This window comes from Gallibacterium salpingitidis (assembly GCF_001678495.1).
Classification (GTDB): domain Bacteria; phylum Pseudomonadota; class Gammaproteobacteria; order Enterobacterales; family Pasteurellaceae; genus Gallibacterium; species Gallibacterium salpingitidis.
In genome coordinates this window covers 35,262-49,081 of the sequence record NZ_JTJL01000039.1, presented here as the reverse complement: position 1 = coordinate 49,081, position 13,820 = coordinate 35,262, and the positions used below count along the sequence as shown (strand labels likewise).

The following is a 13,820-nucleotide window of genomic DNA, read 5'->3' as shown; positions in this document are numbered from 1 at the left end:
GTCTATTAGACCTTTTAATTAAATTAATAAATAAGTAACAAAATTAATATTCAAACGTTGATAGAATAGGGATGAATGCTGTATGAGAGTGAGAAAATCCACATCTATTTAGTTATAACTAAATAGATGTGGATACATAAAAGATTAAATGGATGGGGTGTTAGTATCTGTCCAACCTAGTTCTTCTGAAATATTTCGGGCCGCTTCTAGAAGGGGCTTGAGTATATGAGCATGCCCTAATTGGCTTAATTTGATAGTGGATAGTGAAACAGAGATAGTGTATTGGATTTTACCTTTTAAGTTAAACACAGGAACAGCAATACAAGAGATGCCTAATTCATTTTCTTCACGATCCATTGCAAAACCATTTTGTCTAATTAAAACAAGCTCTTGCTGCATGATTGATAGATTAGTAATGGTGTTAAATGTGAGTTGTTGAATAATATTTTGATTTCTTTCCCAATAGTCAGCCAATTTAATTGAAGAATCATAAGCCAAAAATAATTTTCCCATAGCAGAACAGTAAAGTTGCATGTATTGGCCTATATATGAACGGGTTCTAATCATACCTGTAGTTGGTTCAAGTTTATAAATAAGAATCACTTGATCATCTTCACGATATGAAAAGTTTATTGTTTCACCGATAGTTAGATTTAATTGTTCTAAGTGGGGAGCTGCAACATTGATTATGTTGATAGAAGAAAGAACTTTTTGTCCTAATGCCAGACATTTTGTAGAAAGCCTATAACTTCCAGCCGCGAGAGCAGGTTTAACATAGCCTGCACATTGTAAACTTTGTAGAAGTCGATGCGTTGTACTTTTGTTTAGTTGAGCGAGTTCTGCAATGCGTGCTAGAGGACAACCATTCGGATAATTACTTAAAATATCAAGAAGATGCAATCCTCTCACTAAGCTTTGACTTCCTGTAACTTTTTCCTCCATGTTTTTTATTGTTTCATTTTTTTGATTCATTTCTATCTAACTCTCTTTATCAATGACAGCTTCTATTTATTACCAATATATTACTATGCCTTTTTAAAATCTGCTGCTATTTAAATCACAAAATTAATGAGAAGTAGATCACAAATATAAAATAGACATAATTTTGTTGATTGACTAACTCTAAGTTAAGTTTATTATACGAAATATCATTTCACAATATGAAATATTGAGGAGAGAATATGAGAGTTAGTTATGAAGAGCTAAAAGCTGAGTTTAAACGTGTGTTGTTATCAAGAGGAGTAAGTGAAAAAACTTCTGAGGCATGTGCAACTATGTTTGCTGATACAACACAAGCTGGAGTTTATTCCCATGGAGTGAATCGTTTTCCTAGATTTATTCAACAGTTAGAGAAGGGCGATATTCATCCAGAAGCTGAACCGACAAAAGTCTTATCTTTAGGAGCAATTGAACAATGGGATGCTCATCAAGCCATCGGGAATTTAACCGCGAAAAAAATGATGGATCGTGCAATGAATATTGCTGATGAGTTTGGTATTGGCGTAGTTGCATTAAAAAATGCAAATCACTGGATGCGTGGTGGTGGTTATGGTTGGCAGGCTGCAGAGAAAGGATATATCGGAATTTGTTGGACAAATTCGATTGCAGTGATGCCACCATGGGGAGCAAAGGAATGTCGTATTGGTACTAACCCTCTTATTATCGCTATTCCTAGTAATCCTATTACGATGGTAGATATGTCTTGTTCAATGTATTCCTATGGAATGTTAGAGGTAAATCGTTTAGCGGGACGTCAAACGTTTGTAGATGCAGGGTTTGATGATAATGGTAATTTAACGCGTGATCCTGCAACGATTGAACGTAATCGTCGTTTATTACCAATGGGATTCTGGAAAGGATCTGGGTTATCAATAGTACTCGATATGATTGCAACATTACTTTCTAATGGACTATCTGTAGCAGAAGTTACAGAGGAGAAAGATGACGAATATTGTGTCTCTCAAGTTTTTATTGCTATTGAAGTAGATCGCTTAATTGATGGTAAGACCAAAGATGAGAAACTAAATCGCATCATTGAATATGTAAAAACAGCAGAACGTGCCGATCCAAATGTAGAAGTGCGGTTACCAGGGCATGAATTCACAACACTGCTAGCGGATAACAAAGCAAATGGTATCCCTGTAGATGACACTGTATGGCAAAAACTCAAATCTTTATAGGTATTAACTAATTCAATTTTTTATAGGAGGTGTATATGTTTTTTGGACATATTAAGCAAGTGGAATTTAGTCATTATCCAGCTGCAATTCAGAAGGCATTAGCATTTCTACAACAAACTGATTTCGAACAATTAGAAGTTGGGCGTTACCCAATTGAGGGAGATGTTATTTTTGCTCAAGTGTTAGATTTAGTTACTCAAGAGAAATCAACATTGTTACCTGAAGCACATGAACGTTATTTAGATGTTCAATATTTACATAGTGGTGTAGAGATGATTGGTGTATCTGTAAACCCACCTCCTTTAGAAATTGCCAAACCTTATGATTCAGATAGAGATATTTTATTTTATAAAGATGTTGAAAATGAAACGATGCTGATTATGAATCCTGGTAATTTTGCGGTGTTTTTTCCACAAGATATTCATAGACCAGCTTGTATTTATCAAAATTCTTCATCTATTCGAAAAATTGTAGTGAAGGTTTCAATAGATTTATTGAAATAAAGAGGGGAGTATGGAGAGTTTCAGTTTATATATTAAAAAGCTATTAGAGATATGTGTTGCTGTTATGTTAGCAGTGATGTCTTGTTTAGTTTTTTGGAATGTCGTACTTCGCTATGGTTTTAATACTAGCTTTACTATGACAGAAGAATTATCTCGTTTTTTATTTGTTTGGGTCATTTTTTTAGGGGCTATTTTAGCTTTTATGGAAGATTCTCATGTAAATGTTGCAATTCTTTCAGAGAAGTTATCGGCAAAAGGTCGGAGTTTATTGAGTTTAAGTACTGATGTAATAATGCTGGCTTGTTGCTATCTCATTTTTGTTGGTAGTTATCAACAGATGATTATTAACTGGCATAACCTTTCTCCAATTTCTAGTATCCCAACAGGCATTAGTTTTTTAGCAAGTGTGCTAATGAGTGTATGTGTAGGACTTTTACTGCTATCTCGCTTGTTGATAAATACAGTGATCTTTTTTAAAGGAGAAAAAGTATGACTATCTTTATTTTTCTCGTTGTCTTATTAGGAAGTATTTTTTTAGGTATTCCTGTCGCTTTTTCCTTAATTGTATGTTCTGTGGCATTAATGTTTCATCTCGATGTTTTTGATCCACAAATTTTGGCACAAAATTTAGTTAGTGGCGCAGATAGTTTCTCCTTACTTGCTATTCCATTTTTCGTCTTGGCTGGTGAGATTATGAATGAGGGAGGGTTGTCTAAACGTATCATTGATTTGCCAATGAAGTTGGTTGGTCATAAACGTGGAGGCTTAGGATTTGTTGCTATTATCGCAGCAATGATTATGGCGAGTTTATCTGGTTCAGCTGTTGCAGATACGGCAGCAGTTGCAGCAATGTTGATTCCTATGATGAAGACAACAGGATATCCGATAAATCGTTCTGCAGGACTTATTGGTGCAGCAGGAATTATTGCCCCAATTATTCCACCATCAATTCCATTTATTATCTTTGGTGTTAGTAGTGGCGTATCTATTACAAAACTTTTTTTAGCAGGCATTTTCCCGGGTATTTTAATGGGAATATGTTTAGCGCTTCTTTGGGCATGGCAGGCAAAACGTTTAAATTTAATGACCTTCTCAAAAGCGTCGAAACAAGAGTTATGTATTTCTTTTAAAAATAGTATCTGGGCATTATTACTACCTGTGATCATTATTGGAGGATTCCGTTTAGGTATATTTACACCAACAGAAGCAGGTGCGGTAGCTGCGTTCTATGCATTATTTGTATCATTATTTATTTATCGTGAACTAAAAATTTCTCAACTTTATAAAGTCTTAGTTGCTTCCGCAAAAACTACCGCAGTGGTGATGTTACTTGTTGCAGCTGCTCAAGTATCAGGTTGGTTAATTACTATCGCTGAATTACCACAACAAATCACGGAATTACTTGAACCGTTATTAGATTCACCAACAATGCTATTAGTAGTGATTATGGTTGCTGTATTTGTTATTGGTATGGTGATGGATCTAACACCAACAGTATTAATTCTTACACCAGTGTTAATGCCTTTGATTGATGAAGCCGGTATCGATCCTGTTTATTTTGGTGTGTTATTTATTCTGAATACATCTATTGGTTTGATTACACCACCGATTGGTAATGTATTGAATGTTATTACGGGGGTTTCTAAGTTGCCTTTTGATCAGGCAGCAAAAGGAATTTTACCGTATATGACAATGTTATTGGGATTGTTGATGTTGTTTATCTTCTTTCCTGCTCTTGTCTTAGTGCCTTTCCATTGGCTACAACCTTAATTTAAGGAGAAAAAAATGAAAAAATTAACAGTTCTTTTTGCTAGTTTAACTTTAATTGCTGCTGCGGTAAGTGCTCAAGCTGCAACTTCATTACGTTTTGGATATGAAGCACCGAGAAGTGATACACAACATCTTGCAGCCAAAAAATTTGATGAATTATTAAAAGAAAAGACTAAAGGGGAAATTAAACTTTCCTTATTCCCAGATAGTACATTAGGTAATGCACAAGCAATGATTAGTGGTGTTCGCGGTGGTACGATTGATATTGAAATGTCTGGTTCGCCTAATTTTAGTGGCTTAGTATCTAATTTGAATGTTATTGATATTCCATTTATTTTCCAAAATAAAGAACATGCATATCGTGTTTTAGATGGAGAGATTGGGCAAGGACTACTTAAAGAGTTAGAAGATAAAGGCCTTAAAGGTTTAGCGTTCTGGGAAGTTGGTTTCCGTTCAATGACTAACTCTAAACGTCCAATTAATAAACCTGATGATGTTAAAGGGTTAAAGATTCGTACCAATCAAAATCCTATGTATGTTAAAGCCTTCCAATTATTAGGTGCAAATCCAGTGCCAATGCCATTATCTGAATTATATACAGCATTAGAAACTAAGGCGGTAGATGCTCAAGAACATCCAATTGGTATTGTGTGGTCAGCAAAACTTTATGAAGTACAAAAATACTTATCACTAACTAACCATGGTTATACCCCACTAATTGTAGTAATGAATAAAGCTAAATTTGACTCTCTTTCACCTGAAGTACAAAAAGCCATTGTTGCTGCTGCACAAGAAGCTGGACAGTATCAGCGTAAACTTAACGCAGAGAAAGAAGCTGAGATTTTAAATAAGATGAAACAAGCTGGAGTTGAAGTTGTTGAGAATGTTGATGTCCAACCATTCAAGGCGATTGTTGAACAACCTGTACGTCAATTCTTTATTGAGAAAAATGGTGATGCTCTTATTAAAGCGGTCGATGCTTTAGCAAAATAATTTCACCATATTCATTATTTAAATGTTTTGGAGAGGGGATGTGTTCTCTCTCCTGATTATAGTAGGGAGCAATAATGGCATTTTGGCTTGGAATAGACTGTGGTGGCACCTTTATCAAAGCTGGTATTTATGATGATAACGGGCAAGAGTACGGTACTTTTAGAAAAAATTTGACAGTAATTAATGAGTATCAAGGATGGGCTGAGCGAGATTTAAACGAATTATGGTCTAGTTGTGCAGGTGTTATTAAAGGTGTTTTACAACAGAGTAATATTGCTCCAGGTTTAGTCAAAGGTGTTGGTATTTCTGCACAAGGAAAAGGGGTATTTTTGCTGGATAAACAACAACGGCCATTAGGTCGTGGTATTTTATCATCTGATCAACGTTCTTTAGATATCGTTAGAAATTGGCAACAGCAAAACATTCCACAAAAATTGTATCCAATTACTCGTCAGACGCTTTGGACTGGGCATCCAGTATCTATTTTACGCTGGCTAAAAGAACATCAGCCAGAATGTTATAGTAATATTGGTACAGTATTTATGTCTCATGACTATCTACGTTTTTGTTTAACTGGAAAGATAGCTTGTGAGGTAACGAATATTTCTGAATCTAATCTTTATAGTATGCAAACAGGTGAATATGACACCCAACTTGCTTCCTTATTAGGAATTGAAGAAGTAATACCTTGTTTTGCACCAATCATACAATCGTCAGAAATAGCAGGTTATTTAACAGAAAAGGCAGCGAAAGAAACTGGATTAGTTGTTGGAACTCCAGTAATGGGAGGTTTATTTGATGTAGTTTCTACTGCTATTTGTTCAGGTATCCAATGTGAACAAAAAGGAGAGAATAGTAAGTTAAATGTTGTTCTAGGTACGTGGACTGTTGTCAGTGGAATTACAGATTATATTGATGAGTCACAGAAACTTCCTTTCGTTTATGGGCGTTATGCACAAAGAAATCAATTTTTAGTGCATGAAGCAAGCCCGACATCAGCAGCAAATTTAGAGTGGTTTACTAAACAGTGGCCACAATTAAGTTATGACGAAATTAATCAAATGATAGAGGAACTACCAAAGGCTGAGAGTAGTATTTTGTTTGTTCCTTTCTTATATGGTTCTAATGCTGGGTTGGGAATGAGTGCTGGTTTTTATGGGTTGCAGTCTCTTCATACCACAGCACATTTATTGCAAGCTGTTTATGAAGGTGTGCTTTTTAGTTTAATGACTCATTTGGAACGAGTGCTGAAACGTTTCCCTACTACAAAAGTTTTAAGATTAACTGGAGGTCCGGCAAGATCAAAAGTGTGGATGCAAATGCTTGCAGATTTAAGCGGATTACCAATTGAAATTCCTATCGTGTCGGAAACAGGATGCTTAGGTGCTGCATTAGCTGCTATGGTTGGTGGCAGAATATATCCGGACTTTACAACTGCGCAACAACAATTACAACATGAAGTCTTAGTTGTTTCACCAGACTGGTCGGCACATGAAAAATATCGAGAGAAATACTATCGCTATACTCAATTTGTTAATGCTTTAAAAACATTAGTGTAATGATTTTATTAGGAAAAATACTTTGGAGATGTTATGACAAGACCATTATTGCAATTAGCGTTAGATTGCCAAGATATGGATGTAGCAATCAACAGTGTTGAGGGAGTAAAGGATTATATCGATATTATTGAGGTTGGTACAATTCTTGCCTTTTCTAAAGGTATGTCAGCTGTAAAAGAATTAAGACAAAAATATCCGAAACATATTTTAGTTTGCGATATGAAAGCGACAGATGCGGGTTCGGTATTGGCAAAAATGGCGTTTGAAGCTGGTACCAATTGGATAACGGTTTCCGCAGCAGCACATATTGCGACAATCGAAGCAAGTAAAAAAGTAGCGGATCAATTTGGTGGTGAAATTCAAATCGAATTGTATGGACATTGGACTTATGCAGATGCAAAACAATGGGTAGATTTAGGTATTACTCAAGCAATTTATCACCGTCCTCGAGATGCAGAGTTAGCTGGAATTGGTTGGACTGAAGCTGATTTAGAGAAAATTGAGAAACTATCGTCTTTAGGGTTACAGCTTTCTATTACTGGAGGTATTGAACCGGAAACACTAGCGTTATTTAATAAATTTAATGTTAAAGCTTTTATTGCTGGTAGAGGATTAACTGGGGAACATGGTGCAGCAATGGCTCAAGAGTTTCAACAAGCAATCAAACAAAATTGGTCATAGATAATTTATGTAGGAGATAACATGAGAAAGCATAAGTTAGGTATTTATGAGAAGGCACTCCCTAAAAATTTAACATGGAAGGAGCGTTTAGCAGTAGCAAAGGTTTGTGGATTTGATTTTGTTGAAATTTCTATTGATGAGACCGATGAACGCTTAAGCCGTTTGGATTGGAGTAAGGAACAACGTTTGGAAATTGTCAAAGAGATCCTTGAGACTGGAGTGACTATTCCATCAATGTGTTTATCAGGACATCGTCGTTTTCCATTTGGTAGTCGTGATGAAAATATTCGCCAACAAGCCTATAGCATTATGGAAAAAGCAATTCAATTGGCCGTGGATCTTGGGATCCGTACTATTCAATTGGCTGGTTATGATGTGTATTACGAAGAACAGGATGAAGGTACAATAAATCGTTTTGCAGAAGGTTTAGCTTGGGCAATAGAAAGGGCTGCAGCTAATCAAGTGATGTTGGCCGTAGAGATTATGGATACTGAATTTATGAATTCTATTACGAAGTGGAAAGAGTGGGATAAACGTTTTGCTTCCCCATGGTTCACAGTGTATCCAGATGTTGGTAATTTAACTGCATGGGGTAATGATGTTACTAAAGAATTAACATTAGGTGTCGATCGTATTGCAGCTATTCATTTAAAAGATACTTTTGCTGTTACTAAAACTTGCAAAGGACAATTTAGGGATGTGCCCTTTGGTAAAGGGTGTGTAGATTTTGTTAATGTATTTAGAACATTACAAAATTTAAATTATAGAGGTGCTTTTTTAATTGAGATGTGGACTGAAAAAGCAGAGGAACCTATAACAGAAATTATTAATGCAAGACGTTGGATAGAGCATCACATGCAAGAAGGAGGCATTATATGTTAGAACAATTAAAACAACAGGTATTTGAAGCAAATTTAGATTTACCTAGATATGGCTTAGTCACTTTCACTTGGGGGAATGTTAGTGGTATTGATAGAGCATCCGGATTAGTGGTTATTAAACCTTCCGGTGTTGATTACGATATAATGACGGTTGACGATATGGTTGTTGTAGATTTAACAACAGGTAAAGTTGTTGAAGGGAATAAAAAACCTTCTTCTGATACCCCCACGCATTTAGAACTCTATCGCCAATTTCCAACAATTGGAGGGATTGTTCATACTCATTCAAGACATGCTACTGCCTGGGCACAAGCAGGGTTAGATTTAACCGCTTTAGGTACCACACATGCTGATTATTTTTATGGAGCTATTCCATGTACACGCAAGATGACAGAACAAGAAATTCAAGGTGAATATGAGTTAGAAACAGGGAAAGTTATTGTGGAAACTTTTCATAAAAGAGGTATCGAGGCAAAAGACATCCCAGCTGTTTTAGTCAATTCACATGGTCCGTTTGCTTGGGGAACAGATCCTCATAATGCAGTACATAATGCAGTAGTTTTAGAAGAAATTGCTTGTATGAATTTTATGAGTTACCAATTAAACCCACAAGTTCATTCGATGCAACAGGTGTTGCTCGATAAGCATTATTTACGTAAGCATGGCAAGAATGCTTATTACGGACAATAACAATCCGCACGTGAAACGTGCGGTTTTTCGGCTACCCTATAAGGGCCTAAAACTTCACATGTCCCTCAAGGGGCATGTGAATACTGACAACCGCTTAATAACTTTGTGATTTACCCCTTAAAGGGGTCTACATATTCTTTCTTCGATAAATTATCTTAAATCATATCTTCCTTTTCTTGATTCCTGATATACTCTTCTACAACTTTCGTGTTTAAACCTACTGTGCTCACATAATACCCTTTTGCCCAGAAATTCCGATTTCCATACTTATATTTCAAGTTCGCATGCCTTTCAAATATCATCAATGATGATTCCCCTTTCAAATAGCCCATAAAGCTCGACACTGCCAGCTTCGGGGGGGGGGGGATTCTTACCAGCATATGAATATGATCTTTCATCGCATGTGCTTCTATTATTTCGACATCTTTGTAATTGCACAATTATCTCAATATACTTCCTATATCCATCCTTAATTTCCCATAGATTGCCTTTCTACGAAATTTGGGGATAAAAACAATATGATACTTACAGTTCCATCTTGTGTGTGATAGACTTGAGTCGTCATTGGTCTTACTTACCATTGGCATTTCCTCCTATATTATGAAGTTTGGTTGTCAGCCTTTTTCATTATATCGGAGGATTTTTTTGTTCACCGCTTAAGCTTTTTGATTCCATACGCATAGCGTATGGTTTTTATAGCCAGACATTGTCTGGCTATAATAAAAAATAGTGGGATCATTCCCACTATTTTTTATGTAGAGCTTATAGATTAACCAACCACCACGATACGTTTCATATCTTTCATATAACCACGTAGTTTTTGACCCACTTTTTCGATTGGGTGATTACGGATTGCATCATTGACATCACGTAATGTAATGTTATCAATTTCTACTGTTGGTGTTGCTTCACCTAAATCACCTTTTTGTAATTGAGGTACCAATTTTTCACGCATAATTGGTGTTGCAACATTAGCAAATAGATAGTTACCGTATTCTGCGGTATCAGAGATAACAACATTCATTTCGTATAAACGTTTACGAGCAATGGTATTGGCGATTAATGGTAATTCGTGTAAAGACTCATAGTAAGCAGATTCTTCGATAATACCGCTAGAAACCATAGTATCAAAAGCAAGTTCTACCCCAGCTTTTACCATTGCGATCATTAATACACCATTATCGAAGTATTCTTGTTCTTTAATTTTTCCTTCATATTTAGGCGCATTTTCGAATGCAGTTTTACCTGTTTCTTCACGCCAAGTAAGTAGGTTTTTATCGCCATTTGCCCAGTCTGCCATCATTGTTGCAGAGAATTCACCGCTAATAATGTCATCCATATGTTTTTGGAATAAAGTGGTTAACATTGCTTTGATTTGTTCAGAAAGTTCAAATGCACGTAATTTTGCACTATTAGATAAGCGATCCATCATTAAGGTGATACCACCTAATTTCAATGCTTCAGTGATGGTTTCCCAACCATATTGTACTAATTGTGCTGCATAAGCAGGATCTTTGCCATCTGCAACTAATTTGTCGTAACAAATTAATGAACCAGCTTGTAACATACCACAAAGGATAGTTTGTTCACCCATTAAGTCAGATTTTACTTCAGCAACGAAAGATGACTCTAATACACCAGCACGATGACCGCCAGTTGCTGCTGCCCACGCTTTAGCAATTGCCATTCCTTCACCTTTAGGGTCATTTTCTGGGTGAACAGCGATTAACGTTGGCACCCCAAAGCCACGTTTATATTCTTCACGTACTTCGGTACCAGGGCATTTTGGTGCAACCATTACAACAGTAATATCTGGACGAATTTGTTCACCAACTTCAACAATATTTAAACCATGAGAGTAACCTAGTGCTGCCCCTTGTTTCATTAGTGGCATTACTGCTTTTACAACACTGCTGTGTTGTTTATCTGGGGTAAGGTTGATGACTAAATCAGCTTGAGGAATAAGATCTTCATAGCTACCTACTACAAAACCATTTTCTGAAGCGCGTTGGAATGAAGCACGTTTTTCAGCAATCGCTTCTTTACGTAATGCGTAACTTACATCTAAACCAGAGTCACGCATATTTAAACCTTGGTTTAGACCTTGTGCACCACAACCTACGATGACTACTTTTTTACCTTTTAAGAAGTTTGCTTCATCAGCAAATTCGCTACGATCCATAAAACGGCAGCGACCTAATTGATCAAGTTTTTGACGTAAGTTTAATGTATTGAAATAGTTAGCCATAAATACTCCTGTGAGTCGTAATAGATTAATTGTGTTTACTTAAGTCAGTAAATAACTGTTATGATTTGAGTATAAGCCTTTTTTTTATTGCGTAAATTGATATTATTGGAATCTGTAATTGCAATATATGCAATATTTTTAACAAAACCATTTGATGGGATAACAATATGGACTTTCAACAACTAAAATTATTTCTACATCTTTGCGAAAGTAAAAACTTTGCGAGAACTGCTGCATTGAATCATCTCAGTCCATCAACCCTTTCACGTCAAATTCAACGATTAGAAGATGAAGTTGGCAAAACATTATTTTGGCGCGATAACCGTTCGGTAGAATTGACGCCGACAGGGGAACAATTTTACCAATTTGCTGAAAAAACATTGCAAGAGTGGCGATTGTTACAGCAACAACTACAACCAAATACAATGGATTTAGTTGGTGAAATTCGTCTATTTTGTTCTGTGACAGCAAGTTATAGCCATTTACCGGAAATTTTAGCGCGTTTTCGACAAAAGCATCCGAAAGTAGAAATTCAGCTAACGACAGGTGATCCTGCGTTAGCAGTACAGCAAGTGCAAAATAGACAGGTTGATCTAGCCATTGCCGGGGAACCGGAACAATTACCGGATAGTGTGATTTTCCATCGTATTGATTTGTTATCTTTTTCTTTAATTGCCCCAAAAGTAGCTTGTGTAGCTAATCAGTTGTTGCAGCAAACACCAATTAATTGGCAAGAGATTCCTTTTATTGTGCCGGTGGAAGGCCCGGCTAGACAAAAAATTGGGCAGTGGTTTCAACAAAAAGGTATTAAACATCCGAAGATTTATGCCACTGTGGCAGGGCACGAAGGGATTGTGCCGATGGTCGCAATGGGATTTGGTTTAGCATTATTGCCAGATGTTGTTATTGCTCATAACCCAATGAACACACAAATCACCTATTTAAACATTGAACCTAGCATTGATTTTCTTTCTTTAGGTGTATGTGTCAATCAAAAAAATCTACAAAACCCTGTGGTAAATGCATTTTGGCGGAGTTTGGTTATATAAAATAGTTTAAATATAAAAACTCAACTTTTAAGATTAATTTCTTTGTCTGTTCTTGATTTTAGTTGTTCTCGATAAGTTTTAGGGGTAGATCCATATTGCTTACGAAACTCTTTTCCAAAATAACTTGGCGTTTGGAAACCACAAGAGAAAGAAATATCTGATAGTGTTCTAGTGGTGTTAGCCAGTAGCATCATTGCCATTGATAGTCGGTATTCACGAATATATTGGATCGGTGTTTTATTTAAGATATTTTGAAAACAACGAAAGCATTCTGAACGACTAATCCCTGTATATTTAAGCATATCTTGAATTGTAAAAGAGTGATTGTAGTGGCTGTGAATGTAGGACAGCATTTTTTTTAAACGTTGTAATTGTAGTTTTTTGTGTGAAGAGGTGATTTGAACAGTAGATGAAGTCAAAACTTTGTCTGTGATTAAACGCCAAATACGGCAAACCATTTCAATGCAATGTAATTCAAAACAGTTCTCTTGTTCTGTAATTTCACATAATTCTTGTATGGAAGATAGAATGATTTTGTCCTCTTGTTTTTGGTGTTCAAAAAATAGAAAAGATGTATCAGATTCTATGACGAGTGATAATAATTTTTTAGAGAAAATCTGGAACGGTTTAGCATCAAAAAAAGTAATTGGCAAAATGAAATCGGCAACAATCGTTTCTGTTGTTAATGCTTTTGCACTATGAAGTCTACCAGAGTTGATAAAAATGCCATCACCAGGTAATAAAGTAATTGGTGTTGTTTTTTGTGTTTCGTCATAAATTGTATATTCAACACAACCACTCAGTAAGATTGCGAATTCAAGCTCTTCGTGCCAATGATAGTTCCATTGGCGTTGAAAATATTCGTCAAAGTAAGATACACAAGTTGAAACGGGTATCGCATTATCATTATAAGCAATAGTTTCTTTAAAGTTCTCATCAATCTGTAATTTCTTTAATTGCATAACACATTTATCCCGAATAAAGGAATTCGTAATTAATTATAAGTGGCACATTATTTAAAAATGGTACGATTTTACCATAAAAAGGAATTTTAGTTTCTTTTTAGTCTAAGCATTTTCTCTACAATATGTAAGATTTTTTGGGTTAGGTGGGAGCGCTATGTCTAGGGATTCTCTATTTGATTTAACCAGGGCATTAATATTAGCCATCATTGTTTTACCTTTGTTGATGGTGGCTTGTGTCGGTGCATATGGTTTTATTGTTTGGCTATTACAAATGTTTGTTATTGGATTACCAACTGCTTGA

At 35.9% G+C, this 13,820-nt stretch carries 14 protein-coding genes and 1 pseudogene; 11 read left to right on the top strand and 4 right to left on the bottom strand.

Features of this window, described 5'->3' with window-relative positions; translation table 11 throughout:
- Window positions 1–144 precede the first annotated feature (144 nt).
- On the bottom strand, window positions 145–972 hold the full coding sequence (locus tag QS62_RS07585) for an IclR family transcriptional regulator (protein ID WP_066108259.1): 828 nt from the start codon (window positions 970–972) through the stop codon (window positions 145–147).
- A gap of 209 nt (window positions 973–1,181) precedes the next feature.
- Here QS62_RS07585 and yiaK point away from each other — a divergent pair, with 209 nt between their 5' ends.
- The 9 genes from yiaK to araD all read left to right on the top strand — a co-directional run bounded on the left by yiaK (window position 1,182) and on the right by araD (window position 9,257).
- Window positions 1,182–2,180: a 3-dehydro-L-gulonate 2-dehydrogenase gene (yiaK, locus tag QS62_RS07580; protein ID WP_066108254.1), complete on the top strand. Its 999-nt coding sequence runs from the start codon at window positions 1,182–1,184 to the stop codon at window positions 2,178–2,180.
- A 35-nt stretch (window positions 2,181–2,215) separates the two neighbouring features.
- Window positions 2,216–2,683 (top strand): NanQ anomerase/TabA/YiaL family protein, encoded by a 468-nt coding sequence (locus QS62_RS07575; RefSeq protein ID WP_066108249.1) that lies wholly within the window; start codon window positions 2,216–2,218, stop codon window positions 2,681–2,683.
- Window positions 2,684–2,693: 10 nt separating this feature from the next.
- Complete coding sequence (locus QS62_RS07570; protein ID WP_066108247.1) at window positions 2,694–3,176, top strand: TRAP transporter small permease subunit; 483 nt, start codon at window positions 2,694–2,696, stop codon at window positions 3,174–3,176.
- On the top strand, window positions 3,173–4,453 hold the full coding sequence (locus QS62_RS07565) for a TRAP transporter large permease subunit (RefSeq protein WP_066108245.1): 1,281 nt from the start codon (window positions 3,173–3,175) through the stop codon (window positions 4,451–4,453). The genes QS62_RS07570 and QS62_RS07565 overlap by 4 nt, the downstream gene beginning before the upstream one ends.
- A gap of 15 nt (window positions 4,454–4,468) precedes the next feature.
- The gene (locus QS62_RS07560) at window positions 4,469–5,446 is read left to right on the top strand and encodes a TRAP transporter substrate-binding protein (protein WP_066108240.1); all 978 of its coding nucleotides are present in this window, start codon (window positions 4,469–4,471) and stop codon (window positions 5,444–5,446) included.
- A gap of 74 nt (window positions 5,447–5,520) precedes the next feature.
- Entirely contained in the window at window positions 5,521–7,005 is a 1,485-nt protein-coding gene (locus QS62_RS07555) for an FGGY-family carbohydrate kinase (RefSeq protein WP_066108237.1), read from the top strand.
- A gap of 33 nt (window positions 7,006–7,038) precedes the next feature.
- Window positions 7,039–7,686, top strand: a complete 648-nt coding sequence (locus tag QS62_RS07550) for a 3-keto-L-gulonate-6-phosphate decarboxylase UlaD (protein WP_066108234.1) — start codon at window positions 7,039–7,041, stop codon at window positions 7,684–7,686.
- Window positions 7,687–7,707: 21 nt separating this feature from the next.
- Window positions 7,708–8,568 (top strand): L-ribulose-5-phosphate 3-epimerase, encoded by an 861-nt coding sequence (locus QS62_RS07545; RefSeq protein ID WP_066108230.1) that lies wholly within the window; start codon window positions 7,708–7,710, stop codon window positions 8,566–8,568.
- Window positions 8,562–9,257 carry an L-ribulose-5-phosphate 4-epimerase gene (gene araD / locus QS62_RS07540; RefSeq protein ID WP_066108227.1) on the top strand — a complete coding sequence of 232 codons (696 nt, stop codon included), beginning with the start codon at window positions 8,562–8,564 and terminating at the stop codon, window positions 9,255–9,257. Before QS62_RS07545 ends, araD begins: the two co-directional genes overlap by 7 nt.
- A 155-nt stretch (window positions 9,258–9,412) precedes the next feature.
- Here the strand turns inward: araD and tnpA are convergent.
- A pseudogene (gene tnpA / locus QS62_RS07535) lies at window positions 9,413–9,838 on the bottom strand (IS200/IS605 family transposase).
- Between the two features lie 188 nt (window positions 9,839–10,026).
- The gene (gene ilvC, locus QS62_RS07530) at window positions 10,027–11,505 is read right to left on the bottom strand and encodes a ketol-acid reductoisomerase (protein ID WP_066108224.1); all 1,479 of its coding nucleotides are present in this window, start codon (window positions 11,503–11,505) and stop codon (window positions 10,027–10,029) included.
- A 167-nt stretch (window positions 11,506–11,672) separates the two neighbouring features.
- Here ilvC and ilvY point away from each other — a divergent pair, with 167 nt between their 5' ends.
- A complete protein-coding gene (gene ilvY / locus QS62_RS07525; protein ID WP_066108220.1) occupies window positions 11,673–12,554 on the top strand; it encodes an HTH-type transcriptional activator IlvY in 882 nt (293 codons plus the stop codon).
- Between the two features lie 20 nt (window positions 12,555–12,574).
- Here the strand turns inward: ilvY and QS62_RS07520 are convergent, their stop codons facing one another.
- Window positions 12,575–13,516: an AraC family transcriptional regulator gene (locus QS62_RS07520; RefSeq protein WP_066108217.1), complete on the bottom strand. Its 942-nt coding sequence runs from the start codon at window positions 13,514–13,516 to the stop codon at window positions 12,575–12,577.
- 157 nt (window positions 13,517–13,673) lie between these two features.
- On the opposite strand from QS62_RS07520, the gene QS62_RS07515 reads away from it, so the two are divergent.
- The gene (locus QS62_RS07515; RefSeq protein WP_066108215.1) at window positions 13,674–13,820 is read left to right on the top strand and encodes a periplasmic nitrate reductase, NapE protein; all 147 of its coding nucleotides are present in this window, start codon (window positions 13,674–13,676) and stop codon (window positions 13,818–13,820) included.

What these genes read in the sequence shown, in the direction of transcription:
- araD (WP_066108227.1), top strand. Translation starts at nt 8,562, where the DNA reads ATGTTAGAACAATTAAAACAACAGGTATTTGAAGCAAATTTAGATTTA.
- ilvC (WP_066108224.1), bottom strand. Translation starts at nt 11,505, where the DNA reads ATGGCTAACTATTTCAATACATTAAACTTACGTCAAAAACTTGATCAA.
- ilvY (WP_066108220.1), top strand. Translation starts at nt 11,673, where the DNA reads ATGGACTTTCAACAACTAAAATTATTTCTACATCTTTGCGAAAGTAAA.
- QS62_RS07585 (WP_066108259.1), bottom strand. Translation starts at nt 972, where the DNA reads ATGAATCAAAAAAATGAAACAATAAAAAACATGGAGGAAAAAGTTACA.
- QS62_RS07515 (WP_066108215.1), top strand. Translation starts at nt 13,674, where the DNA reads ATGTCTAGGGATTCTCTATTTGATTTAACCAGGGCATTAATATTAGCC.
- QS62_RS07545 (WP_066108230.1), top strand. Translation starts at nt 7,708, where the DNA reads ATGAGAAAGCATAAGTTAGGTATTTATGAGAAGGCACTCCCTAAAAAT.
- QS62_RS07575 (WP_066108249.1), top strand. Translation starts at nt 2,216, where the DNA reads ATGTTTTTTGGACATATTAAGCAAGTGGAATTTAGTCATTATCCAGCT.
- QS62_RS07565 (WP_066108245.1), top strand. Translation starts at nt 3,173, where the DNA reads ATGACTATCTTTATTTTTCTCGTTGTCTTATTAGGAAGTATTTTTTTA.
- QS62_RS07550 (WP_066108234.1), top strand. Translation starts at nt 7,039, where the DNA reads ATGACAAGACCATTATTGCAATTAGCGTTAGATTGCCAAGATATGGAT.
- QS62_RS07520 (WP_066108217.1), bottom strand. Translation starts at nt 13,516, where the DNA reads ATGCAATTAAAGAAATTACAGATTGATGAGAACTTTAAAGAAACTATT.
- yiaK (WP_066108254.1), top strand. Translation starts at nt 1,182, where the DNA reads ATGAGAGTTAGTTATGAAGAGCTAAAAGCTGAGTTTAAACGTGTGTTG.
- QS62_RS07555 (WP_066108237.1), top strand. Translation starts at nt 5,521, where the DNA reads ATGGCATTTTGGCTTGGAATAGACTGTGGTGGCACCTTTATCAAAGCT.
- QS62_RS07570 (WP_066108247.1), top strand. Translation starts at nt 2,694, where the DNA reads ATGGAGAGTTTCAGTTTATATATTAAAAAGCTATTAGAGATATGTGTT.
- QS62_RS07560 (WP_066108240.1), top strand. Translation starts at nt 4,469, where the DNA reads ATGAAAAAATTAACAGTTCTTTTTGCTAGTTTAACTTTAATTGCTGCT.